The sequence below is a fragment of the Pseudanabaena mucicola FACHB-723 genome, from assembly GCF_014696385.1.
Taxonomy (GTDB): domain Bacteria; phylum Cyanobacteriota; class Cyanobacteriia; order Pseudanabaenales; family Pseudanabaenaceae; genus Pseudanabaena.
Map to the genome: position 1 here is coordinate 1 of NZ_JACJQB010000031.1, position 23,599 is coordinate 23,599.

At 43.3% G+C, this 23,599-nt stretch carries 29 protein-coding genes and 1 pseudogene; 14 read left to right on the forward strand and 16 right to left on the reverse strand.

The genetic code is table 11. From position 1 onward, the window contains the following. Positions 1 to 240: 240 nt before the first annotated feature. Both H6F41_RS13540 and H6F41_RS13545 read right to left on the reverse strand, forming a co-directional pair. On the reverse strand, positions 241 to 579 hold the full coding sequence (locus H6F41_RS13540; protein WP_190404006.1) for a XisI protein: 339 nt from the start codon (positions 577 to 579) through the stop codon (positions 241 to 243). Beyond that, positions 567 to 986, reverse strand: a complete 420-nt coding sequence (locus tag H6F41_RS13545; RefSeq protein WP_190404007.1) for a XisH family protein — start codon at positions 984 to 986, stop codon at positions 567 to 569. Before H6F41_RS13545 ends, H6F41_RS13540 begins: the two co-directional genes overlap by 13 nt. Before the next feature lie 194 nt (positions 987 to 1,180). Here H6F41_RS13545 and psbE point away from each other — a divergent pair, with 194 nt between their 5' ends. From psbE to H6F41_RS13565, 4 genes are all read left to right on the forward strand, one after another. Continuing rightward, a complete protein-coding gene (gene psbE / locus H6F41_RS13550) occupies positions 1,181 to 1,423 on the forward strand; it encodes a cytochrome b559 subunit alpha (RefSeq protein WP_190404008.1) in 243 nt (80 codons plus the stop codon). A gap of 100 nt (positions 1,424 to 1,523) precedes the next feature. Further along, positions 1,524 to 1,658, forward strand: coding sequence for a cytochrome b559 subunit beta (gene psbF / locus H6F41_RS13555; protein ID WP_094534729.1), 135 nt, complete (start codon positions 1,524 to 1,526; stop codon positions 1,656 to 1,658). Positions 1,659 to 1,737: 79 nt separating this feature from the next. Continuing rightward, entirely contained in the window at positions 1,738 to 1,854 is a 117-nt protein-coding gene (locus H6F41_RS13560) for a photosystem II reaction center protein L (RefSeq protein ID WP_071590099.1), read from the forward strand. A gap of 67 nt (positions 1,855 to 1,921) precedes the next feature. Further along, a complete protein-coding gene (locus tag H6F41_RS13565) occupies positions 1,922 to 2,041 on the forward strand; it encodes a photosystem II reaction center protein J (RefSeq protein WP_009625496.1) in 120 nt (39 codons plus the stop codon). A 61-nt stretch (positions 2,042 to 2,102) separates the two neighbouring features. Here the strand turns inward: H6F41_RS13565 and cobM are convergent, their stop codons facing one another. The 3 genes from cobM to H6F41_RS13580 all read right to left on the reverse strand — a co-directional run bounded on the left by cobM (position 2,103) and on the right by H6F41_RS13580 (position 4,600). Further along, entirely contained in the window at positions 2,103 to 2,858 is a 756-nt protein-coding gene (cobM, locus tag H6F41_RS13570) for a precorrin-4 C(11)-methyltransferase (RefSeq protein WP_190404009.1), read from the reverse strand. A gap of 46 nt (positions 2,859 to 2,904) precedes the next feature. Further along, complete coding sequence (cbiD, locus tag H6F41_RS13575) at positions 2,905 to 3,945, reverse strand: cobalt-precorrin-5B (C(1))-methyltransferase CbiD (RefSeq protein WP_190404010.1); 1,041 nt, start codon at positions 3,943 to 3,945, stop codon at positions 2,905 to 2,907. Between the two features lie 109 nt (positions 3,946 to 4,054). Beyond that, a complete protein-coding gene (locus tag H6F41_RS13580; protein ID WP_190404011.1) occupies positions 4,055 to 4,600 on the reverse strand; it encodes a hypothetical protein in 546 nt (181 codons plus the stop codon). Positions 4,601 to 5,184: 584 nt separating this feature from the next. On the opposite strand from H6F41_RS13580, the gene H6F41_RS13585 reads away from it, so the two are divergent. Further along, positions 5,185 to 6,027, forward strand: a complete 843-nt coding sequence (locus tag H6F41_RS13585; protein ID WP_190404012.1) for an Npun_R2479 family HD domain-containing metalloprotein — start codon at positions 5,185 to 5,187, stop codon at positions 6,025 to 6,027. A 236-nt stretch (positions 6,028 to 6,263) separates the two neighbouring features. Next, positions 6,264 to 7,367: a threonine synthase gene (thrC, locus tag H6F41_RS13590; protein WP_190404013.1), complete on the forward strand. Its 1,104-nt coding sequence runs from the start codon at positions 6,264 to 6,266 to the stop codon at positions 7,365 to 7,367. Between the two features lie 157 nt (positions 7,368 to 7,524). Here thrC and H6F41_RS13595 read toward each other — a convergent pair. Then, a pseudogene (locus H6F41_RS13595) lies at positions 7,525 to 7,683 on the reverse strand (transposase); the annotation flags it as partial. Between H6F41_RS13595 and H6F41_RS13600 the strand changes: the two are divergent. The 3 genes from H6F41_RS13600 (at position 7,666) to H6F41_RS13610 (ending at position 8,938) form a co-directional block, all read left to right on the forward strand. Then, complete coding sequence (locus H6F41_RS13600; RefSeq protein ID WP_242023045.1) at positions 7,666 to 8,010, forward strand: DUF29 family protein; 345 nt, start codon at positions 7,666 to 7,668, stop codon at positions 8,008 to 8,010. The pseudogene H6F41_RS13595 and the gene H6F41_RS13600 sit on opposite strands and share 18 nt — an antisense overlap. Positions 8,011 to 8,014: 4 nt before the next feature. Then, a complete protein-coding gene (locus H6F41_RS13605; RefSeq protein WP_190404015.1) occupies positions 8,015 to 8,182 on the forward strand; it encodes a hypothetical protein in 168 nt (55 codons plus the stop codon). A 297-nt stretch (positions 8,183 to 8,479) separates the two neighbouring features. Beyond that, positions 8,480 to 8,938, forward strand: a complete 459-nt coding sequence (locus tag H6F41_RS13610; protein WP_190404016.1) for a hypothetical protein — start codon at positions 8,480 to 8,482, stop codon at positions 8,936 to 8,938. A 323-nt stretch (positions 8,939 to 9,261) separates the two neighbouring features. Here H6F41_RS13610 and H6F41_RS13615 read toward each other — a convergent pair whose 3' ends face one another. The 8 genes from H6F41_RS13615 to H6F41_RS13650 form a co-directional block, all read right to left on the reverse strand. Further along, on the reverse strand, positions 9,262 to 11,409 hold the full coding sequence (locus H6F41_RS13615; RefSeq protein WP_190404017.1) for a WD40 domain-containing protein: 2,148 nt from the start codon (positions 11,407 to 11,409) through the stop codon (positions 9,262 to 9,264). A 14-nt stretch (positions 11,410 to 11,423) separates the two neighbouring features. Continuing rightward, positions 11,424 to 11,813 carry a type II toxin-antitoxin system VapC family toxin gene (locus H6F41_RS13620; protein WP_190404018.1) on the reverse strand — a complete coding sequence of 130 codons (390 nt, stop codon included), beginning with the start codon at positions 11,811 to 11,813 and terminating at the stop codon, positions 11,424 to 11,426. Next, the gene (locus H6F41_RS13625) at positions 11,810 to 12,043 is read right to left on the reverse strand and encodes a type II toxin-antitoxin system Phd/YefM family antitoxin (RefSeq protein WP_190404019.1); all 234 of its coding nucleotides are present in this window, start codon (positions 12,041 to 12,043) and stop codon (positions 11,810 to 11,812) included. Before H6F41_RS13625 ends, H6F41_RS13620 begins: the two co-directional genes overlap by 4 nt. A 56-nt stretch (positions 12,044 to 12,099) precedes the next feature. After that, entirely contained in the window at positions 12,100 to 12,891 is a 792-nt protein-coding gene (locus H6F41_RS13630; RefSeq protein ID WP_190404020.1) for a PP2C family serine/threonine-protein phosphatase, read from the reverse strand. Then, positions 12,891 to 13,553 (reverse strand): vWA domain-containing protein, encoded by a 663-nt coding sequence (locus H6F41_RS13635; RefSeq protein WP_190404021.1) that lies wholly within the window; start codon positions 13,551 to 13,553, stop codon positions 12,891 to 12,893. Before H6F41_RS13635 ends, H6F41_RS13630 begins: the two co-directional genes overlap by 1 nt. Before the next feature lie 137 nt (positions 13,554 to 13,690). Continuing rightward, the gene (locus H6F41_RS13640) at positions 13,691 to 15,208 is read right to left on the reverse strand and encodes a UbiD family decarboxylase (RefSeq protein ID WP_190404022.1); all 1,518 of its coding nucleotides are present in this window, start codon (positions 15,206 to 15,208) and stop codon (positions 13,691 to 13,693) included. Positions 15,209 to 15,316: 108 nt separating this feature from the next. After that, complete coding sequence (locus H6F41_RS19185) at positions 15,317 to 15,505, reverse strand: tetratricopeptide repeat protein (RefSeq protein ID WP_190404049.1); 189 nt, start codon at positions 15,503 to 15,505, stop codon at positions 15,317 to 15,319. Between the two features lie 30 nt (positions 15,506 to 15,535). Then, positions 15,536 to 15,859 (reverse strand): tetratricopeptide repeat protein, encoded by a 324-nt coding sequence (locus tag H6F41_RS13650; protein ID WP_190404023.1) that lies wholly within the window; start codon positions 15,857 to 15,859, stop codon positions 15,536 to 15,538. A 189-nt stretch (positions 15,860 to 16,048) separates the two neighbouring features. Here H6F41_RS13650 and H6F41_RS13655 point away from each other — a divergent pair, with 189 nt between their 5' ends. Further along, positions 16,049 to 17,410 carry an IctB family putative bicarbonate transporter gene (locus H6F41_RS13655; protein WP_190404024.1) on the forward strand — a complete coding sequence of 454 codons (1,362 nt, stop codon included), beginning with the start codon at positions 16,049 to 16,051 and terminating at the stop codon, positions 17,408 to 17,410. Here H6F41_RS13655 and H6F41_RS13660 read toward each other — a convergent pair. Further along, a complete protein-coding gene (locus tag H6F41_RS13660; protein WP_190404025.1) occupies positions 17,346 to 18,614 on the reverse strand; it encodes a BaiN/RdsA family NAD(P)/FAD-dependent oxidoreductase in 1,269 nt (422 codons plus the stop codon). The genes H6F41_RS13655 and H6F41_RS13660 overlap by 65 nt on opposite strands. A 143-nt stretch (positions 18,615 to 18,757) precedes the next feature. Here H6F41_RS13660 and H6F41_RS13665 point away from each other — a divergent pair, with 143 nt between their 5' ends. The 3 genes from H6F41_RS13665 to H6F41_RS13675 all read left to right on the forward strand — a co-directional run bounded on the left by H6F41_RS13665 (position 18,758) and on the right by H6F41_RS13675 (position 21,575). Next, positions 18,758 to 19,867, forward strand: coding sequence for a sensor histidine kinase (locus H6F41_RS13665; RefSeq protein WP_190404026.1), 1,110 nt, complete (start codon positions 18,758 to 18,760; stop codon positions 19,865 to 19,867). After that, positions 19,864 to 20,430, forward strand: a complete 567-nt coding sequence (locus H6F41_RS13670; protein ID WP_190404027.1) for a hypothetical protein — start codon at positions 19,864 to 19,866, stop codon at positions 20,428 to 20,430. The genes H6F41_RS13665 and H6F41_RS13670 overlap by 4 nt, the downstream gene beginning before the upstream one ends. 170 nt (positions 20,431 to 20,600) lie before the next feature. After that, entirely contained in the window at positions 20,601 to 21,575 is a 975-nt protein-coding gene (locus H6F41_RS13675; RefSeq protein ID WP_190404028.1) for an alpha-ketoacid dehydrogenase subunit beta, read from the forward strand. A gap of 36 nt (positions 21,576 to 21,611) precedes the next feature. Here the strand turns inward: H6F41_RS13675 and H6F41_RS13680 are convergent, their stop codons facing one another. Next, positions 21,612 to 22,187, reverse strand: coding sequence for a gamma-glutamylcyclotransferase family protein (locus tag H6F41_RS13680; RefSeq protein WP_190404029.1), 576 nt, complete (start codon positions 22,185 to 22,187; stop codon positions 21,612 to 21,614). A gap of 120 nt (positions 22,188 to 22,307) precedes the next feature. On the opposite strand from H6F41_RS13680, the gene H6F41_RS13685 reads away from it, so the two are divergent. After that, a complete protein-coding gene (locus tag H6F41_RS13685) occupies positions 22,308 to 23,525 on the forward strand; it encodes a chromate transporter (RefSeq protein WP_190404030.1) in 1,218 nt (405 codons plus the stop codon). Positions 23,526 to 23,599 lie beyond the last annotated feature (74 nt).

Genomic DNA, 23,599 nt, shown 5'->3' on the forward strand with positions numbered 1-23,599 from the left:
GCTAAATATGGAATTTATCCCAATGATGGGCTGTCTGAATTTATATTTTCTGGAGAAGACAAACGTCCTTACGATAGAAATAAGGGAATATTATCAAAAGCAGATAAAACAAATGCAGTCATAAATTATAAAGTCGTACTTAAAGCCGATCAAAAATTTTGATAAGTTTATAGATAAAATGATAGATAAATAAAATCTAAAGTTGTTAAATAAATATAATTATTAGGCGATTTAAATGATCTAGAAAATCGCAAACTCTGTATATTGTCGAACTTCTGGTGGTTTGAATGCTAAGACAATCTGCTTTTTGGGTATTCCTGCCGCCACTAATTCATCGGCAATTCCCTCTTCTGTTCCGTCATGTTGAATCCAGAGCTTTCCATTAATTAGATCAATATGTAATAGCGTTCCATAAATGCGATAACCATTTTGCCATCCTGTCTCAACTAGCAAATAGCGATCGCGTTTTTCATCTAATATTAATTCAACTTGAACTTGGCGATCAGTGTCGAGAAATTTTGCATAGTCTTGGAGAATTTTTGCAATAATTTGTCGATATTCATGGGTTAAGGAATCCATCGTACAATCTCCTCTTGATTAGGATCAAAGCTAAATAATCGAATAATGCCATCCTCGATTAATGTATGACCAGCCTCTTCCTCAAAAACTGCTTTGCAAACGTTTTCGGTGACCGCTAAAAATAACTTATATTCAGGATAATAACGCATTAATAAATGAGCATACAAAACAAACTGTCCAACGGCTTCTTCAAGATCTTTCATCTCGGAAGGACGAGTAAAACTTTTTACCTCAACTGCTATTTTCTCTGTCCCTCGCTCTGCGGCTAGTAGCCTTTCTGCACCTAAGTCAACAAATAAATTTTTACCTCTGGCTAAGCGAATTCGCAAAGGATCATGGGTGACTTTCCAATTGTCTTTGATAAGTGCATTTTTTACAGCGTCATGGTAGATGTCTTTGGCTGGCATATAGATAGAGATAATAGCTAGCTAGAGCGATAATTTCTGGGAGGACGGTAACGGGACTAATCAACAATAATGACTTATATATGAAATTCTTTCACGGGTAGTGTATTGTTTTAGCTCTGCGATCGCAAGTAGGTACAATAGTAAATTATTATTTAAGATAAAGATTTTAAACATCGTACATTTAGAGGACTCTTATGGCAGGTACTACTGGAGAACGCCCATTTTCCGACATTATTACTAGCGTTCGTTACTGGCTAATTCATAGCCTCACCATTCCTGCATTGTTTTTGGCAGGTTGGCTATTTGTCAGCACAGGCTTGGCTTATGACGTATTTGGCACACCACGCCCCAACGAATACTACAGTCAAGATCGTCAGTCTGCCCCTCTTGTAACTGATCGCTACAATCCTTCCAAAGATATCCAATCTGGAAAATAGGACTTTTAACTTTGTTAATTTCTAAGCCCTAATTTTTGACTTGAAATTAATAAATCTAAGTTAACGCCCACAATCTAACGCATTCACTACCTAAATAACTATGGCAAGCAACAATCCTAATCAACCCATTCAATATCCTGTTTTTACTTTCCGTTGGCTAGCAGTACACGGTTTGGGCGTACCTACCGTATTTTTCATCGGTGCGATCGCCGCAATGCAATTCATTAGCCGCTAGTTTGAACTACTAATACTGAGATTTCAGATCTAAATCTTGCATAAACACAAAGTCAAAACCAAAATAAGAATCCTTAACTATGGCTCCTAAAAATCCTAATAGCCAACCCGTAGAGTTGAACCGTACTTCCCTCTTCTTGGGGCTACTTTTAATTTTTGTAACCGTTCTACTTTTTTCCAGCTATTTCTTCAACTAAATTTCGATTGAGCTAGTCTAACTAGCAACTCGTTTCATAAAACTATTTTTATCTGGAGGTTTAATTCATGCTTCAAAACGGACGTATTCCACTTTGGTTAGTAGCAACAGTTGCTGGGACTGGCGTACTAGTTGTTGTTGGTCTTTTCTTTTATGGTTCCTATGTTGGTCTTGGCTCAGCAAGCTAAAGATTTCTAAAAAAGAGAGGTCGCATTGCGACCTCTCTTTTTTTGTGGCAATAATTTGTGGTTAACGAAAAAGTCGATTGTAGTGGGAGCTGTATAACTGCGATCGCAATTTATCACTCTTTACATGCTTTAAGGCAGGACTAATCACAAATAGCGTCGTTCTGGTTAAGTTCTCTTTGATGGTGGTAGATGCCATATCTGCGAGGGGAACTGTCAAAATCTTTTCATCTTCCCAACCTAAGCGATAACAAATTGCCACTGTCGTATCCGATGGATAATGTTCCATTAACTTAGCTTGAGCATTCTCAACATGATGAGCGCTGAGATAGAGGCATAGAGAAGCTTGATGAGACGCAAGACTTGATAACTCTTCGCTTTCTGGAACTTGGGTGCGCCCACTAATGCGCGTGAGAATGATTGTCTGCACCAATTCAGGAACAGTGAGTTCTACTTGTAAACGAGCCGCAGCTAATTGGAAAGCACTCACCCCCGGAATTATCTCAAAGGGAATTTCCGCTTCACTGAGAGCGATCATTTGTTCTTGAATTGCGCCGTACAAACTAGGATCGCCATCATGCAAACGGACTACTAATTTTTGCGATCGCACCCTATCGATCATAATTTCTAAAATCTCTTCTAGGGATTTGCTTGCAGTAGGAATAATTTCCGCATCGGGGCGACAACATTGCAGCATTGTGTCAGGGATTAGGGAATTAGCATAAACGACCACATCGGCTTTGGCGAGCAAATTTCGTCCCTTAACTGTGATTAGTTCTGGGTCACCTGGCCCCGCACCGACGATATAAACTGGTTGCATTACAAAACCCTAAGATTAAAAACAACGCAAAGCGCTGTTTTTAATCTTAAACAACTAACTGCCCTAAGCGATCGCACAAAATTGTTTTGATTTCAATCTGGCGATCGCTGTACTTCTGCACATAGGCAATTGCCCTCTGAGTAATTTGATGAGCAATGTACTGAAAAATTTTGCGATCGCAGTTATGCGTCACTAGTAATTTATGGATGGATTCAGCAGTTTGAGAGTTTTCGATAGCCTGAATTAGTTCAACGGGTAAATGCTCATGTACGGCAGCCCTCACCAAAATGTCCACTCTGGCATCGGCTAAGTGACTAGAAGTATTAAAAATTCCCCCAGCTAATTTCAGTAATTTGCCATGATAGCCAACCAGTGTGAGCGAAGTCACACCTAAAAGTGCTGCTTCCACTAGCATTGCCCCCACCCAATTCGCGGTTTGGACTAGCTGGGAATCCTGAAATCCTAAATTGCGGGCAACTTGATAGCCATTTGCCCCAATGTAAAAGGCGAGTTCACGGCTATGAGCTGCCTTAATGCGGAGGTCTTGGCGAAATTCTTCAAGTTTATCTTCCACAGACAAAGGTTTAGAGATTGCCGAAGTTCCGAGTAATGACAACCCTTCTAAAATACCAAAAGCCTCATTAGAAGTACGTTTTGCCAAAGCTCGACCTTCGGGCAAAATAAATCTTATTCTTGCTGTAATCTCTTCTGACAACAATGGCAAAAGATTCACGGTTGCTAAATGTCGCGCTAGTTTATAGATTGCAGGCTCACCACTAGCAGTTCTGCCTAAACCTTCTCCTGCTTCTAAAATAATCTGCTCATCACTCAAGTCGCCCCGTTCTAGTCTGACCCATGCCCATACAGGTGTACCTGCGGTCAAATCTAGATTGTCTCCGGGTTCACTAATTGCGATCGCAAGGGCAGTATTTTCGTCAATAATTGCACTTTGCGAAATATCGACTTCGCCAATCCCAGACTCTAATAGATCAAGTTTGACTACCTTAGTGCTTTGTCTTTGAATGGTAAGAATAGCGGCTTTAGCGGCTGCGATCGCAAATATAGGAAGTGTGTAACCAGATTTCATATACTTCAATAATGATAAAAAAAGAGAGTCGAGGATTCTGCCCCGACTCTCTTTTTGGTTTTACAAATTTGTCTTTTACAAATCTTTTGCAAATCTTTTACAAGGAAGATTAAGACTTAATCTTGTCCTTGTGTTGTGGGCAGGAAATAACCACACTAGCACCAAGCACAAAACCTGTGTACTCTTTCAACTTGGTGAGTTTGTCAGCAGGAATGCTATCACCCTGTTTGTCAAATTCCTTTTCAAGAGTTTCAACTAAAGTATCAAGGGGAACACCTGAGTCTAAAGCTTTGCAAGATTCAGTCTCAACTAAAGCAATGTACTCAATACCTTTAGTTGCCTCATACATTTCCTTGTATTCAGCATTTTCTTTCACTACAGACTCAATAGCCTTGGTTTTTTCTGAAGCAGATGCAGCAGATGCAGTCGTATCACCTTCTTTTATTGCAGCAGATGCTTCAGGAGATGCAGAAGGAGATGCTGACGCAGTGGGGCTAGCGGTAGTAGTAGTGGTGGTTGTTGTCGTTGTTGTGGCTGGAGCTGAAGCTGAAACTGACGGCGAAGAAGTTGTTGTAGCACTAGGCTGCTGGCATGAGGCTACTGCCAAGGCAATGGATACAGGCAATAGCAAGCGACCAGCGAAGTGTTTAATCATATTTGATTTTTTGAGAGTTAAGATTTTATAAACATAGTCATATTACCCTAACTATATTGCTCATATATTACTTTTTAGCTTAACTTAAAAATATTAGATTTAGACACCTAAACTATCACAATCGAATGGGGATTAACTGAGCGCAAAAAAACTTGATAGTGTTAAACAACTAAGCTGTTTAAAGCTCTAGTCAAGGTTTATATAGATGCAGATCAATATTTTAAATCAATATTTTTTCAACTTCGAAAAGTTGTCTAATCTTATAGCAAAAAAAATTTTGCTTAAGACATAAAACCAGAAGACGATTGGCGGCGCTCCTCGCCGCCAATCGTCTTCTGGGGTTTTGATTTATACCAACTAACTCTTGCCTTGCTATACAAACAAAATCAGCTAATAGCACAATTTTTTGCGCTAAAGTTTCATCTGTGAGTCTTGTGTTTTTTAGGAAATTTATTTGCGATCGCATAAAATCAAAATTAAAACCTGTGGCGCACACGGGCAGCGTGCGCCATAGGTTTTATGTTTTTTAATTATGCCCAGCTACTTCGGCTTATTATTTAAGGTAGATAGTTACATGCTGATATATGTTTAACGCAACTGAGCTACTGATTGATAACTTTGTTGACCAACTCAAACAAGGATATCGCCGCACCTATGGCGGATCTCAACATGACTATGAAGAGATCATTGGCTGGGCTGGCAACATGGCTCTAGAAAATATTGCCAACAGCGATGCCCTCTACCACAACGTCGAGCATACGATTTTAGTAACCTTGGTGGGGCAAGAAATCTTACGCGGTAAACATATCCGTGAAGGTCGGATTGCCGCCGAAGATTGGTTGCATTTTATTATTTCGTTAGTGTGTCATGACATTGGCTATGTCAAGGGGGTCTGCCTTCAAGACAAGAATAATAAGTTTGCCACAGGCATTGGTGATGCCATGGTAGAGTTGCCCATCGGCGCGTCTGATGCAGCTTTGACTCCCTATCATGTTGATCGAGCTAAATTATTTGTCAATCAGCGCTTTGCCAACCATGCCTTGATTAATGCCGAAGCTATATGTCGCAATATTGAATTAACCAGATTTCCTGTTCCCAAAACAGGAGACCATCAAGATACAACGAATTTTGCAGGACTAGTCCGCTCCGCAGATTTAATTGGTCAGCTTAGTGATCCGCGCTATCTCAAAAAAATTAGTGCGCTATTTTATGAATTTGAAGAAACTGGCATCAATAAAGCTCTTGGCTATGCGAACCCCGGAGACTTACGCCGCAATTATCCCAAATTTTATTGGACAAACGTATACCCATACGTCAAAGATGCTTTGTACTATCTCTCGCTAACACAGCAAGGACAAGAAAGCATCGCCTATCTCTATTCCAATATGTTTGTAATAGAACATGAAAAAGTAGAATACAAGTTCTAACTAGCTAGACCTCTACTTACAGCAAAAAATCCGTAATCATGCAGAATCTTGTCTAGTTTTTATCACTGTGCTTTGCACTGTAAAGTAATATATAAGCTTATACTTGTTTGCCATTACCGAAAAATTTCCCAAAATTTTAAATCATTTAGCAAATTTCTAGATTGCTATTTAAAATTGGTATCAGGCTAAACTAGGTTTGACATTTTAATTAAGTATTTACATAGATAGAAGAAAGCGTGATTGATACCCGTCTCGATCTTTACCCTGCCTCTACAGTTCCCAATGGTTGGCCCGGACTGATATGTCGCTATGCGGATTATTTGCCAGTTACAGACCAGACCCCGATCGTAACTTTGCATGAAGGCAATACGCCGCTAATTCCCGCCCTTGCCCTCAGTGAAAAGCTTGGTCGGAATATCAAAGTCTTGCTCAAATATGACGGACTCAACCCCACAGGCAGCTTTAAAGATCGCGGTATGACCATGGCGATCTCTAAGGCAAAGGAAGCAGGATCTCATGCTGTAATTTGTGCTAGCACAGGTAACACCTCAGCAGCAGCAGCCGCCTATGCCAAACGTGGTGGGTTAAAAGCTTTTGTTCTAATTCCTGATGGCAAAATTGCATTAGGTAAATTGAGTCAAGCGTTAATCTATGGCGCTGAAGTAATTGCGATCGATGGTAACTTTGACCAAGCCCTAGAAATTGTGAGGGAAATGTCTGAAAAGTTTCCCATCACGTTAGTTAACTCCGTCAATCCCTATCGCCTTGAAGGTCAAAAGACGGCTGCTTTTGAGTTGGTTGAAGCAATCGGCGATGCCCCAGACTGGCTCTGCATTCCCATGGGTAATGCAGGTAATATCACCGCTTACTGGATGGGCTTTTCGCAATACTATGCTTCTGGCAAATCAACAAAACTGCCTCGGATGATGGGTTTCCAAGCAGCAGGTTCAGCACCTTTGGTGACAGGGCAAGTTTTTGAAAAGCCTGAAACAATTGCCACGGCAATTAGAATTGGTAATCCTGCGAACTGGGCAAAGGCGCTCAAAGTCCGTGAAGAAAGCGGTGGCGAGTTCAACAGTGTTACTGATGTCGAAATCTTATCAGCCTACAAGTTTTTAGCAAGTGAAGAAGGTGTTTTCTGTGAACCTGCGAGTGCGGCTTCGGTGGCTGGCTTATTAAAGGTCAGCGATCAAATCCCTTCAGGAGCAACAATTGTTTGTGTGTTAACTGGTAATGGCATTAAAGATCCTGATACGGCAATCGCCTGTGCTGGCGATGAAAAACTGCACAAAGGAGTTTCCCCTGACATTACTAGCGTTGCGAAGGTAATGGGATTCTAAATAAAGAAAGAACCTCACGCAGTGAGGTTCTTCCTTTTATGGTAAGTGTATCTTCCTCAAAGCCTGCAATGATGCGCTCTTCTCTTGTGGAGAGTTGATCACCTTGATCGAGTGCGATATCTTGCCCCAGTTCTTCTAACAAGGCTAGGGCGTGTCATCAATTAAGCCAGATAACGGAAGCAGTGAGATAAATAGCCCCCAGAAAATTCGTTGCCCGTTTATCGTAACGAGTAGCAATTGCTCGAAACTGCTTAATTTTAGCGAAAAAGTTTTCAATCAAATGTCGAGCTTTGTACAAATGCTTGTCATATTCCCGTTGAGGGGAGTTTCGCAAAAAAAAGAGTTGCTAAATCGCTTAATCACTTTGTTAGAGCATTTACTCAAGCGAATTTATGTGTCTTTACCCAATGATTACAACGGATGGGAAAGAACCATTCGCAACCAACGTAAAAAGTTAGAGGCGTTATTAGTGGAAGTACCGAGTTTAAAGACAAGATGGAACGTTAGTTTTAGTTCTGCTTGGAATATTGCGCTTAAAACTGTCAGGGATGAATATTCAAAAGTAGAGTTCCCTGATTCGTGGCAATTTTCATCGGATTTAGAACGAATGTTGGGTGATCGCTTTTGGCAAGAAGTCGAGTAATAAGGTGTCTGGAGTTAATGCGATTAGAGAGAAGCTGGCAAGTTTTGAGACGATGACTTGGCGGGAGATATTGCTGGATGCGAAGAAACAAAATCACAATGTTTCGGTGGATAAGTTAATTAAGGAGGCGCAGGAGCGTTTGCTTGAGATTTTTTCGGAGCAGTTTAGATGAGCTTACTTCTTTGAGTTTAACGGTTAAGGGAAGGGTTTGGGACAAGATTGATGAGGGGGGGATGGATTTGCTATGGTGGGACGCTGAAAATCAGATTTGTCCATCGCATAAGAAGCATACTTAGTTAATTAACTGCTTTAGCAAAGAGATGAGGCGCGTTACATCTCATTAAAATACCATACAAGGTTTGCTTTTATTGTAAATCTCCCCCAAGAGTGTTTTGTTAATAGTTACCCTGATCTACAATTACTTTCAAACATAAACATAAAATCAAACACTAATAGAATAGAGAAACTTATGACTTTATTTACGTTGAATAATTCCAAAATAAATGACTTAAATAGTATTGTATCTCAATGGAATGGAAAACTAATACTAAAAACGAACGTTACAAAAATTAGTTTAGATAAATTTGGAGATATAAGCTCTATTGAAGATGAGACTATTTATCAGCCAGATTCTCAAGCGGCATTTCCATCATCGGAGCCATTTCACATTGACTCTCCAAAGATAGATTCAAATAGTTTTACTTATTATAATACTGATAAAAGTAAGACTGAATCAGAACAAATTAGTGGCTTATGGTTAGACCCACAAGGAGATTTCATGATAACATCACCTCAACCCTTAAAAGTTGAAGTAGATGACGCTCCTTACTCAGGTGTTAGCAAAACACACTTGGTACATAGTTCTGGAATGCTAGTATTTAGGTCTGAAAAAATAGATCTTAAGGGAATAAATCAAAAGCTTCCTTAATCCTTGAGATCCTGATTTGCTACTAGATCCTGTTTAAAAAGTTCTAACCCTCTAAATCCACAAGCTCTGGAGGAATTTGAAAAACTTCTATGTTTTTTGTTCCCCCAGAATTGGGTATTAGAGGGTACTTAATTTCTGTCTTTGTTAGGTTTTATAACTTGTGTGGACACGGTAGTCAGACTAACGCAATGGCTATATCATTTAGCCCTATCAAAATTTCCAAACATTTTGTCCTATACTTTTGGAAGTAGTTTTGGGGTTTACTTGCCATCAACTTTCCATAATCTGCCAGTTGTGTCCTAACTCCCTGTAGCGATGCGACGCTATTGACATAATCCCCATACGCTATAACATTTGCCATCTAAAGACCACAACTTGATAGTTTTATCATCACTTGCGGAGGCGATAATCTTTCCATCAGGACTAAAGGCGACGCTCCGAACAGAACCAGCATGTCCTTCCAGAGTTTGCAGTTCTTTGCCACTTAAAGACCACAATTTGACGGTGCGATCCAGACTGGCAGAAGCGATAGTTTTTCCATCAGGACTAAAGGCAACGCTAGTGACAGCATCACCATGTCCTTTCAGAGTTTGCAGTTCTTTGCCACTTAAAGACCACAATTTAATGGTGCGATCCAGACTGGCAGAAGCGATAGTTTTTCCATCAGGACTAAAGGCAACGCTAGTGACAGCATCACCATGTCCTTTCAGAGTTTGCAGTTCTTTGCCACTTAAAGACCACAATTTAATGATGCGATCCAGACTGGCAGAGGCGATGATCTGTCCATCAGGACTAAAGGCAACGCTAGTGACAGCATCACCATGTCCTTTCAGAGTTTGCAGTTCCTTGCCACCTAAAGACCATAATTTGATGGTTTGATCGGTACTTGTGGAAGCGATAGTCTGTCCATCAGGACTAAAGGCAATGCTAGTGACAGGATTACCATGTCCTGTGAGGGTTATTCCTTTGCCATACTGATATCCCAATTGGATAGTTCCATCCCTACTCGCGGAGGCGAAGATCTCTCCATCAGGACTAAAGGCAACACTAGTGACAGGAGCATCATGCCATGGGAAACCTACAATTTGGAGTCGCTCTTTGCTATCTATAGAGTACAAATTGATGGTTTTATCATCACTTGCAGAAGCCATGATTGCGTAGTTTGGATTAAAGACAACACTATTGACAGAACCTTTATGATCTTCTAGAGTTTTCACAGATTGAAAACCTTGGATAGTTTTGACAATTTGAGGCTGTGAAAAAAGAACAATGAAAATAAGTACGATGGCTGCTATAGCTATGATAGCCAATTTTTTCTGATATATAATTAAACTCTTCCAATGGGATACCACTGAAACTGAATTCGTAGTAGTGGGTAGTGAGTTAAATTTTGCTTGTAATGTTGATTTGCTCAGTCCTTTACCGATCGCCGCAGGTTTCAGATGTTGCCCCGAACTAATCGCACCCAACGCAGGAAACGGATCGCGTCCGCCTAACTTCACAGCCCTCTCACACCAAGGACAAACACCCAAATGTCCACTGTAAAAATGCTGACCATTTACCCCACATCTCACCAAACCATCCTCAGCCTCACCCAACGCCTTACTCCAAACCTCCGCCGTAGGACGTGCCGCAGGATTGCTATGTCCCTCCTCAAAACAAAGCAGAAAAAGCTCCTGCAAAGCCACAGGTAACATCTGAAAAGAAGGAGCCAAAGGCATCGGCTTATAAGGAATCCCAGACCGACCATGAGGGAAATGTCCCGCCTTAATCCGCTCCTTTAGCTCAGGCGCTTCACCCTGCCCCGTAAACACTCCACCAAAAGGATGCGTCCCCTCCATCAACAACTGATAAATCAACACCCCCAACCCAAACAAATCATGCTTCACCGAGCGATCCACATCCCGAAAACTCATGCCCTGTAACTCAGGCGGCGTATACTCAGGCTTACCCACCGTACAGCGATAAACCGTATTTCCATCATTCACCTGAAACGAATCCGTATCCACCAAAGTCACGATCGCATCATCGGCAACCAACACATTCGACTCATTCACATCCCCAATCACATAGCCCCGTGAATGCACCGATCGCACCGCCCGTGCCAAATTTCTCGCAGTTCGCATCAAAGAAATATAGCTAAATCTAGGACTTTCCTTACGTCGAGTGGAAGGATTGTAATATTGAAAAATTGGCTTTGCCTTGCTCGTATCCAGTTTGGGCATCAAAAAGCCCACCACCCGATCCAAATCCGTTACCAACTCAGTCGCCCAAGCAATAGAAACCCTTCCCGAACTTGCCAAAGGATCGACAGGCGGATTTGCCACCATAAACGACAACTTTCGCGCATAGTCCCCATGCGGCTGATGATAAACCTTCGCTACCAGATCAGGTCTAATCCGCACTGTATAAATATTCGCCTCACCACCCGATCCAATGGGAGATTTTAAGAAAATGTAACTTTTATCCATGTGATACTGCGCTTCTAGCTAATGGCTTGTAACCAAGAAAACCCTGTCAGATTTTGATCCACAGTCGCCAACGTGAGCTTGTAGAAAATAGCCGTAGCCGCAATAAATCGATCTGCAGGATCTTGATGAGGCAATGCAATTTCACGACTCAAAATCGCAATTTCATGATTTAGCACAGCTTCACGGGTTTCTAATTTCTGAAGTGACAAGTTGATCCATTCATTCGTATTAGGTTGTAAAGATATTCGCCTTTTCTCAGCGAGAATGACCGTCTCCCAAATACTAATCGGACTTAACCAAAGCTCAGTGGTTGGGTTTGCAATCAGTGATTGTAGTTCACCAGATAGGCGATTATCTGCGAGTAAATACCATAGCCAAATATGAGTATCGAGTAAAAGTTTCATTGCAGCACTTCCCAAGCGCTTTCAGGTAATGCTGGAGCAACTATATCTCCCAAAATTTCACCACTGCCTTTCATGACACCAAAAGCAGGACGTTGATTTTGAATTATTTTAGGGTCAACATCAACCATCTCGCGTGATTTTTGCAAAGATTGAGCGATCGCACTAATTAATTCAAGGCGATCGCTTGGCGATAATTTATAAGACTGTTCTTTGAGTTCTTGTAACAGCATGAGAGTAACCTCAATCATTGTGAATATTTTAGTACAAGTGCTTGAGTATAATCACTCTAAGCCAATGAAGCCAACAGCAAAGTTAAATCATCATCTGTGCGATCGCAAACTCTCGGCGATCGCAAAAATCCTGTTAACTCCTGATGTGCCACATCCAAATCCTTTGCTTCCGCAATGAACTTAAATAGCGGTGCAAAAAATGGCGCATGAGCCACACCTTGAGGCATTTGCAAAGCAAGCATTTGCAACCCATCGGAAAACATCGCTAACTGAGCAGGTTCCCCTTCCCACAAACAAATTTGAGCCGAATCAATGCCATTAGCTGAAGTTATAAACGTGGCTAAATCTAGAGATTCCTCAATGGGAGGACTAGTTAAAGCGATCGCCGTTCCCTTTTGATTCGCAACCACAATCGCTCCATCTCCCACCTGAATCGCCGCTACAATCTCAGGAGTTGCTACTACGATTAACAATGTCGTTGATAGCTCACGCACATTCACTTGACGTGATTCCGCTTCCGTTTGAATAGCTACTAAAGCATCTTCTAAGCCACTATTAAGCAGCACTTTCCATCCTTCATCACTATCAGGAAGTGATGACTCGGCTATTTTAGAAGCAATTCCCTTTACCGCAGTCTGTACCGCCAGCAAAGATCCCACATCTGAGAGCGAGACTGATCCTGCTCCATCTGCAACACCCGCCACTAAAATCCGATCGCCTACCACTTGCCAAAAATGAGCATCCTGACAGGGCAAATCACGCTTTTGATGACTAGTTCCCTCAAGAGAAACTGCTACCACTGACCATTGATCGGCACTTTCTGATTTACAAGAATCATCAATATTCATCAAACTGACATCCAATCTGTAGGAGGTGCTAAAGGAACTTGTTCATCAGGCTTAGAATGGGAAACTCTCTGCATACTTGCCGATAGCCACACAAACATCTCGCGGAAACTTAATCCCTTCAGTTTAATCGGCGATCGCACAGACATCGTTTGCAACTGATTCATATCTGTACCTTCCACACCCACCGCAAAAAAGGCAACCCGTTTATTTGTCTCCTCTTCCTTCACCCGTTGCGCCGCCTGACTCAATACATAGGCATCTTCCCCATAGGGCGCACCATCGGTAATCAAAAACACCCAAGGACGATAGTAAGTAATTCCATTATCCTTATACTCGCGCTTACGTGCTTGCAACAAATCAAGAGCTTTATTAATACCCGCAGCCGTATAGGTCAAACCCTGTGCCGTTAAAGTTGGCGTATGGAAATGTTCAGCCGTAGCAAATTCATGCTCCACGCGCACCGTCGTATCAAAAGCCACGACTGCCACTTCCACCCGTTTACTCGCCAAATTATCCTGCAACAAGTCATCTCGAAAAGTTTGTAACCCTGCATTTAAGGCGGCAATTTTTTCCCCACTCATCGATCCAGAAGTGTCTAAAAGCAACACACAAGGGCAACGTGGCTCTGGATTCTCCGCAAACTCGATCGCATCAAGGGTCATAGCACTGAAATAAACCTAAAGTATTTATAATTAAAGCATATCTAGATAGCTGATTATCGGATAAATTTAGGAGTGCGATCGCAAATCTGTAAATCAAAAAGAGAAGAGAGTTGCGCCACAACTCTCTTCTCTTTAATTTAGCGAATGTCGTAACCAAATAAATTAGGATCGGCTCCATCTAGTTTAATATCTGCCAAACCATACTCCGCCCAGCGACGAGTTACCTTATCCGCCACCTCTGGATCACTCTCTAAGGGATCTCCCCAATCGCGATCGGTTTCAGGATAGATTTTTGTTGTCGCATCAATACCCATTCTGCCGCCCAGACCTTCCTTTTCACAGGCAAAATCGAGGGAGTCAAAGGGATTGTCGGGCAGGATAAAGACATCGCGAGTGGGGTCAACCTTAGAACTGAGCGCCCATACAACCATGCGTGGGTCGCGAATATTGATTGTATGGTCAACCACAATCACAAACTTGGTGTAGGTAAATTGCGGTAGAGCGCTCCAAAAGGCGAGGGCAGCGCGGCGGGCTTGTCCGGGATAGGCTTTCTTAATGGAAATAATTGCTGCTTTATAGGACAGCGCTTCCATTGGTAAAAAGAAGTCGGTAATCTCGGAAACCTGTTGCCGCAGAATCGGTGTATAGATTCGATTTAAGGCAATTGCCATCATTGCTTCTTCTTTGGGAGGTAAGCCGCTAAAGGTAGTCAGATAAATTGGATCTTTGCGGTGAGTCATGCAATGGAAACGGATTAACGGCGCTTGGTCATTAATGCCTCCGTAATAGCCCATATGGTCGCCAAAAGGACCATCAGTACCGACCTCATGGGGAGTAATCGTTCCTTCCAAAACATATTCCGCACAGGCAGGAACTTCCAAATCAAGGGTTTTGCATTTGGTCAGTTGTACGCCTTCATTACCATAGAGACCTGCAAAAATCCATTCCGATAAATCGACGGGAATCGGAGTTGCCGCCGCCATGATTAGCACTGGATCAACGCCGATTGCGATCGCAATTTCTAGTTTCTTGCCTGCCTCAGTTGCCTTGCGTAAATGTCTTGCGCCACCTCGCACCGATAGCCATTGAACCGTCATCGTGTTTTTTGATTGCTGCTGCAAACGGTACACACCAACGTTAGGAATACCATTCTCGACATCTTTGGTAATTACGAGCGCAAGTGTGACCGCCCTGCCACCATCCTTGGGATAGGGTTTGAGAATCGGAATCTGATCAAGATCGACATCATCACCTTGCAAAATTACTTCCTGACAAGGAGCATTGCCAAAGAGAATCTTTTGGGGACGTGACTTGACGACATCAAAGAGAATCTTGCCAAACTCGATCGCCTGTGAAATTTTCTTCGGAGGTTTAGGGCTTTGTAGTTTGCCCAATTTTGTACCCAGCACCTCTAATTCTGACTGTTCCTTCATCCCCATTGCCCAGCAGACCCGCTCAACCGTGCCAAGCAAATTTACGGCAACGGGTGTGTTATAGCCCTTGACATTCTCAAATAGTAACGCTGGCCCTGCCGATTGCAAAAGGCGATTGCTAATCTCGGCAATTTCTAATTCAGAATCAACTTGGGCTTTGACGCGATGGAGTTGTTTGCGTTCTTCGAGCAGCTTGAGAAAGGATCGCAGGTCACGGGTCATAAAAGTTTGGTGGCGCTTGGGCAATTGGTCAGTAACCTATTGTAACTAAATGTTACGTTGATCAAACCCAAAAAAGATTAGAGTCGATGCAATGCACCGACTCTAATCTTATAGCCCTAACCTCTTGGCATATTCACAGTCAGCATTTGCGCTCTCAGCATCTCCCAGTTTTGCCTTGGCTAAACCACGATTAAAATAGGCAGGAGAAGCGTCGGGGGCAAGTTCAATCACTTTGTCATAGTCGTTGATTGCACCTGCATAGTCCTCTAGCTCAGAGCGATCATACCCAAAAAAGATTAGAGTCGATGCAACGCACCGACTCTAATCTTATAGCCCTAACCTCTTGGCATATTCACAGTCAGCATTTGCGCCCTCAGCATCTCCCAGTTTTGCCTTGGCTAAACCACGATTAAAATAGGCAGGAGAAGCGTCGGGGGCAAGTTCAATCACTTTGTCATAGTCATTGATTGCACCTGCATAGTCCTCTAGCTCAGAGCGATCATAGGCACGGTTGTAATAGGCTTCGGCGTAATTAGGATCAAGAGCAATCGCTTCTGTATAATTTGCGATCGCACCTGCAAAATCTTCTTGCTCAGCAAGTTCCATGCCACGCTGGTTATAGGCTGATGCGGAATCAAGTTTGTCCGTCATTGCTTTCAAAAATAGTTACTGGCTATGATTTTCTTCTAAGATACAAGATGCGAGGTCTGTTAAGCAGTTTAGTATGAGTAAACTGAAAATCCAGAAGCTTGTGTCGCCCGCGTAGCGGGCGACACAAGCTCTGGTTGTTAACTATGCTGAACTGCTTAGACCAAATCCTTAAAAACCCCAGTTCTATCTATGAATTCCAAGCTCAAACTACCATTTGTCAATTTCTACCATAAATTTTTGCAACTAATTAGCCCATTACAGGCTTGGCGCGAAGGTAGTTGCTTGGTTAGTACAAGATTTCTGGGCGTTTTATTGGTTGTCCTCATTGCTAGTTTGCCCTTTTTAGAAAATGCTCAAACTGGTGTGATTGGCGCAGCCGTGGCGATCGCATGGCTGATGCTGTGGCTTAGCGATCGCCAAGAAGATCAATCAACACCGATTTGGACAGCGATTCATTTACCTCTAATTGGTTACTGGGCGATTGCCTTACTGGCTACCTTAATTTCACCTGTGCGTACAGCCGCCCTCGATGGCATGGTAAAGCTAACTATTTATATGTTGGCGTTTGTGTCGATGAGTCGAGTTATGCGTTTGGGTTGGCGGTCGATCTTGGTGAGTGCATACCTCGTTTCCGTCCTCATCGCCAGTGCCTACGGTGTGCAGCAATGGTATCTTGGCGCACCCGAACTTGCTACATGGACAGACCCTACCTCAGAGTCCGCAGGAATCACCCGTGTTTATAGTTTTCTTGGCAATCCCAATTTATTTGCAGGTTATCTAATGCCCGCCTTACCCTTGGGCGCAATCGCTGCATTGCGTTGGCAGGGTTGGGGGATGAAAGCATTGGGAGCAATTACGGCGATGATGGGCGCATTTTGTATTGTCCAAACCCAAAGTCGTGGTGGGTTATTGGGGCTAGCTGCCACAGGTTTTGCCCTTGTGCTGCTCTTGGTCTATTGGTGGGGCAAGCGATTGCCAACTTGGACTTTACCTGCGGCGTTGGGTGGGACTGCGGGAGCAATCGCCTTGGGGACTGTGGTGATTCCCGCTTTACGCACCAGAGTTTTCAGCATTTTTGGGACGGCGGACAGTAGCAATGCTTTTCGGGTCAATGTTTGGATTTCGGTTTTGAATATGATCAAAGCAAAACCTGTTTTGGGAATTGGGCCGGGGAATAAAGCCTTTAACCTCATTTATCCGCTATATCAACGATCGGGCTACAGCGCTCTTGGTACATATTCCGTGCCGTTGGAAATTACGGTGGAAACAGGAATTGTCGGCGTGATTTGCTATGGCTGGCTTTTGGTCACAGTGTTGCGACAGGGCTGGTTGATTTTGAATGATCTGCGGCGCGATCGCAATGCTGATGGACTATGGATTATTGCCGCGCTTGCCACTATTGCAGGGATGTTTGTACATGGTCTGTTTGACACAGTTTGGTATCGTCCGCAGGTGCAATTACTGTGGTGGCTGGCGATCGCCATTATCAGTAGCTTTCTCTTATCCCCTGAGCCGCAATCCAAGCCGTCGTCCACGCATTCTGAAAATTAAATCCGCCCGTTACGCCATCGATATCTAATATTTCTCCTGCAAAATATAGACCTTGGCAGAGCTTACTTTCCATCGTCTGAAAATTGACATCTGGTAAGCGAATGCCGCCGCAAGTCACAAATTCCTCTTTGAACGCACCTTTGCCTGCAATCGCATATTCACTGGCTGTCAACACATTCACAATTTGCTGAATTGATTTATTTGAGATATCTGCCCAGCGTTTATCTGTTTCGACTTCGGCTTTATCGAGTAAATATGTCCAGAGACGCAATGAGATTTCCACGGGACAGTAATTAGAGATAAATTTCTTAGGTTGATCGGTTTTCGCTGTTAATAGAATTTGTTTAACTATTTCTGGTTTGAGGGAGGGAATCCAATTAACGGCTAATTTCGCTTGATAGTTGCAATCATGTAATTCTCGCGCCGCCCAAGCTGATAACTTCAAGACGGCGGGGCCACTTAGTCCCCAATGCGTAATTAATAGCGCCCCTGATTGTTCTAAAGAATTGCGGGATTTTTTCTTGTCTGGATGAGAATTCGTCATTAAAAGTTTGACATTGGCAGGATTAACACTCACCCCAGCCATTGCCTGAAGCTGAGAATCTTTAATATTAAAAGTAAATAATGAAGGGACAGGCGGCTCTAATTCGTGACCGAGGGATTTTGCGATCGCATAGCCCGATGGACTGCTACCCGTAGCTAACAAGAGCCGATCGCAGATTAAACTTTCACCATTTTTGAGAATCACCTCAAAATTGCGATCGCAATTTTGATCCTCTAAGCGCTCAATTTTATGAACCAAAACATTGTTACGCAGCAACACGCCAGCCTTTTTCGCAGCAAACATTAACGCTTCCACAATCGTTTCCGAATCATCGGTAACGGGAAACATCCTGCCATCAGCTTCAGTTTTTAACTTCACTCCTTCTGCATTAAACCAACGCACCACATCGAGCGGTTGAAATCGTGAAAATGCTCCCCGTAAAGCCTTGCCACCTCTGGGATAGTTCTGGACTAATTGCGAAGGTTCAAAACAGTGATGGGTGACATTACAACGCCCACCACCTGAAATTCTGACCTTGGCGAGTGGTTGCCGACCTGCTTCTAATAAAGTAACTCTGGTATGTGGTGCTTGAGCAGCATGAATTGCCCCAAAAAATCCTGCTGCTCCGCCACCGATTACTACAACTTCTAAATTTGCCATATTATTTTTTGTGCGATTCTCGCCCCAAGCATGGCAAGTTCATGCCCTCAAAAAAGTGGATTTCTATCATCAGGATGACTGCGTTGATTGCGATTTCATGACAACATCTTAATATAATGATCCTGTTCTGTCTGAGCGTTTGAATGAAATCTCCTGACCGTTTACTAATTGTTGATGATGTCCCAGACAATCTATTCCTTGTGCGGACAATTCTGGAGGAAGAGGGATATGAGATCATCACATCATCAAATGGTCAAGATGCTCTCAAAATTATTGAGTCAGAACCACCAGACTTAGTATTACTAGATGTGATGATGCCAGTAATGGATGGCTATGAAGTCACCCGCCGCATCAGAACAATGAAAGATTTACCATTTATCCCGATCCTCCTGATCACTGCCTACGATCGTGCCAATGCGGTAAAAGGGCTAGATCTTGGCGCAGATGAATTTATTCGTAAGCCGATCGAGGCTGATGAGCTATTAGCAAGAGTGCGATCGCTATTGCGTCTCAAGCATAGTATTGCGGAGCGCGATCGCATTGATCGCCAAAGACAGGATTTTGTATCGCGACTCACCCATGATCTGCGAACGCCACTCGTTGCCGCCGATCGCATGTTAGGACTATTACAAGATGGAGTATTGGGGGAGATTTCGCCAGAAATTGGTGAAGCCCTAACGATCATGACTCGCAGCAATCGCAATTTGCTGGAAATGGTCAACAAATTGTTAGATGTTTATCGCTATGAATCGGGTAGTAAAACCATTAATTTACAGCCCCTAGATTTGCGAGAATTAATCGAGCAAGTCGTCCAAGAACTCAACCCGATCGCAATTTCTAAAAACCTTGAACTAATCACCGATATTGATCAGGTCGATACTAATCAAAGCGATCAAGGGCATACTCAGATCAAAGGCGATCGCCTAGAACTATTGCGTGTGTTTAATAATTTGATTGGTAATGCTCTCAAATTTACCGAAGCAGGCAGTGTGCACGTCAGCTTAAGATCAGATCAATCTGAAGCAATTATTGCGATCGCAGATACAGGTGCAGGGATTCCCCTCGAAGAACAACCATTCTTGTTCCAAAGATTTCGCCAAGGCAATCACCAAAAGCAAGGTAGCGGCTTGGGTCTATACCTATCGCATTACATCATTAATGCCCATAACGGCAAAATCCTCGTCCAGTCTCCCAACTCACCATCCCAAAAAGGTTCTACATTCTTTGTGCATCTGCCGATCATTACGCCATGAGTACCCTGCAACTTCAGTACGATTCGCTGCTCAGTCATTACAGCAACCCTCTCGAAGCGATCGCCCTTTTAAGGGAATATCGCCCCTATTTTGAGCTAATTCCCAGCCTGCGCCGCCCCACCGAAAGTCTGATCTCGATCCCCTTCCCCGTTGTGCAACTGACTAGCCCCAACTTGACCCAGAGCAATATCCAGTTACAATGCGATCTAGCGTTGATCATGTGTGACCCTGACTGGAAAGTGAAAACTGGTCAAGAAATTTTTGTATTTATTCATCGCCCCAATGAAGATTTTTCGGCACTTTTACAGCGCTGGCGGCAGGTAGAAGTTGCTCTTGGCGAAGAATATTATTGGCTTTTACCTTGGAAACATCGCAGCATCATTAGCGATCGCGGGGAGCATCACTATCCCCTATTTGTCACCCTAGACTATTCACCAGTAAGAATCACCAAAGGACTAGAGGGTGCATCATTACCCCATGTAAGGGCATCAAGTTTTGCGATCGAAATTCCCCCCGACCTTGAAGAAAATCAGGAAGATTCCATTTGCGACTCTACCAACTAACCTTGAGATACAAAACCCAAGAAGTGAGATGCGGCGCGAAGCGCCGCATCTCACTTCTTGGGTTTTTAATCGCCGAATCATAATATGAAGTTGTGTTGAGAAGCGCCCCAAAAGTTATAATTACAGCTCATGGCTTGTTTACATAATCATAGACACAATCACAAATTCATATGGCAGAGGTTACTTTTTTTAACGCCCTCAGAGCAGCAATCGATGAGGAAATGGAGCGCGATCCAGCCGTTTATGTTTTAGGCGAAGACGTGGGGCATTATGGCGGCTCCTACAAAGTAACCAAAGACCTGTATAAGAAATACGGTGACTTGCGCTTATTAGACACTCCAATCGCCGAAAACAGCTTTACAGGAATGGCAATCGGCTCAGCAATGACAGGCTTACGCCCGATCATTGAAGGGATGAACATGGGCTTCCTGTTACTTGCTTTCAACCAAATTTCTAACAACGCAGGGATGTTGCGCTATACCTCTGGTGGCAACTTCAAAATCCCCATCGTCATTCGTGGTCCTGGGGGCGTAGGTCGTAACCTTGGCGCAGAACATTCCCAACGCCTAGAAACCTATTTCCAAGCAGTCCCTGGCATTAAAATGGTTGCCTGCTCAACTCCCTACAATGCAAAGGGCTTGCTCAAGTCGGCAATTCGTAACGATAACCCCATCATCTTTTTCGAGCATGTGTTGCTCTATAACCTCAAGGAAGATATCCCCGACGAAGAGTATCTACTCCCCCTCGATAAAGCCGAGATCGTGCGCGAAGGTAGCGATGTCACCATCTTGACCTATTCACGGATGCGTTATCACGTTTTGAAAGCCGTAGAAACTTTGGAAGCTAAGGGCTATGACCCTGAAGTGATCGACTTGATTTCGTTGAAGCCACTCGACATGGAAACGATTGTCACCTCATTACGGAAGACTCATCGAATGGTGATTGTCGAAGAAGGGATGCGTTGCGCTAGCATCGGCTCAGAAATTATTGCTTCGATTAATGATCATTACTTCGATGAGTTGGACGCACCGATAGTGAAATTAGCCGCCTTAGATGTCCCAACTCCCTATAACGGCACATTGGAGAACCTCACTATTCCCCAACCCGAAGATGTCGTCGCCGCCGTCGAGAAGTTATTAGCCTAAATAGCTTTCACCGCCCGCATAGCGGGCGGTGAAAGCCTAACCATACTGTCGTTGATGGTAAGACTGCAAGCGATAGATATGATAGAACAATTGCCAAAAATATTTTTCAGTTAAGCCACAGGTTGATGCCCCGCGTAGCACGACATTGGAATACCAATCATTGGGGGCAAGTTCGCGAGCAAGCTTATTCACGACACTATAGGTTCTCACATTGGCATAAATCTTGTGATCAACAGTAACGGTGATCAGTTCGTGCTGATAGCCACCATGCGATACATCTTCTCGAATATCTAAGCGATCGCTTAATCGCATCGGTAAGCAATATAAAACCCCTTCCACATAAGAATTGGGATCTTTCACAATATCTAGACAACCACAACCACGATGCGGCGATCGGTAATAAAAACCAAGCTTATAGCCACTTAACCTTGCCACCCCGACAACATAGTTATGGGTTGGCTCACCCAATGTTCTCTTTAAATCGACAGGACACATACAGGAGCCGTAGGCAAAGTAGTAAAACATCGGCTCAGATTGACGGCACAACTCCAAATCAAGATTTTCTGAAGTCTGTAACTGCTGTATCTGCTGTGATTTAAGCGAATCTACCATATCTGTTGCTTGGCAAAAACTATTGAGTATTCTGGGATACTTACAAGAAGTATAGGGCTTTGTGTATGCTCATCTGATGATTTTGCTAACTGAGTATGTCGCACATAATTAGAAAAAAATATGCCTGAGTATACAAAACAAGATGCAGCATCAGAAAATTCCTTGGATGATCAAGCTCAGGAGACTCAGTTACCGAAAAAGCCTTCCCTATGGGATTTAGCGATAGTCTTTAGCCAGTTAGGAACGATCGCCTTCGGGGGGCCAGCCGCCCATGTTGCTCAGATTGAATTGGAAGTAGTCCAAAATCGTCGTTGGCTCAGTCGTGAAAAATTGCTGGATATGTTAAGTATCAGCAATTTAATTCCCGGACCGAACTCGACGGAGCTTGCCATTCATGTGGGTTTAGCGCAAGCAGGATGGCAAGGGGCGATCGTGGCGGGAGCTTGTTTCATTATTCCTGCGATGTTGTTGGTGTGGGGATTAGCGATTATTTATGTGGAATATCAAACAGTTCCTACTGTCGGTTGGCTGTTGTATGGGGTCAAACCTGTAATTATTGCGATTATTGCTCAGGCGCTATGGAAGTTAGGCAAATCAGCCTTGAAAAATATCCCAACTTGGTGTGCAGGACTCTTAGTTTTAGGTCTATATTTTCTCAAAATCAATGAAATTGCACTGATGTTAGGGGCTGGTGTAGTTGTCAGTCTAGTTCGGAATCTAGCCGCTTCTAAAAAGAATAAATCCCTATCAATTTTCCTTTTTCCTTTTTCCTTTTTCCCTTTAGGAGCGATTGCTGCCGAAGCCCATCCTAAAACTTGGACAGCCGTATTTCTCAGCTTTCTCAAAATTGGTTCGGTTCTCTATGGTGGTGGTTATGTATTGTTAGCCTTTGTGCAGCAAGAGTTTGTCGATCGCACCCATTGGCTGACTTCTCAACAATTACTCGATGCTGTGGCGATCGGGCAGTTTACCCCTGGCCCCCTATTTACAACGGCGACATTTATTGGCTATCTGGTAGCAGGGAACTTAGGCGCGATCGCTGGCACAATTGGCATCTTTTTACCAGCTTTTATCCTCGTTCCTGTTCTTAATCCCTTTGTCTCCCAATTACGCAAATCACCTTGGACAGCAGGTTTTCTCGATGGCGTAAATGCGGCTTCTATTGGTTTGATGGCAGCTGTAGCTTGGGATTTAGGACGAGGAACTTTGATTGATATCTGGACAATTATTATTGCGATCGCAAGTTTGGCTATTCTCCTAAAATTCCCTAAAGTTAATTCAGCTTGGTTAGTCATCACTGGTGCTGCGATCGGTTGGCTACTTAAATTTAATCAATAAAAACTAATGATGTCCTGCACTCCGATCAGGACATCATTAGTCAACGGTATACTAAACAAAGCAAATCACCTAAG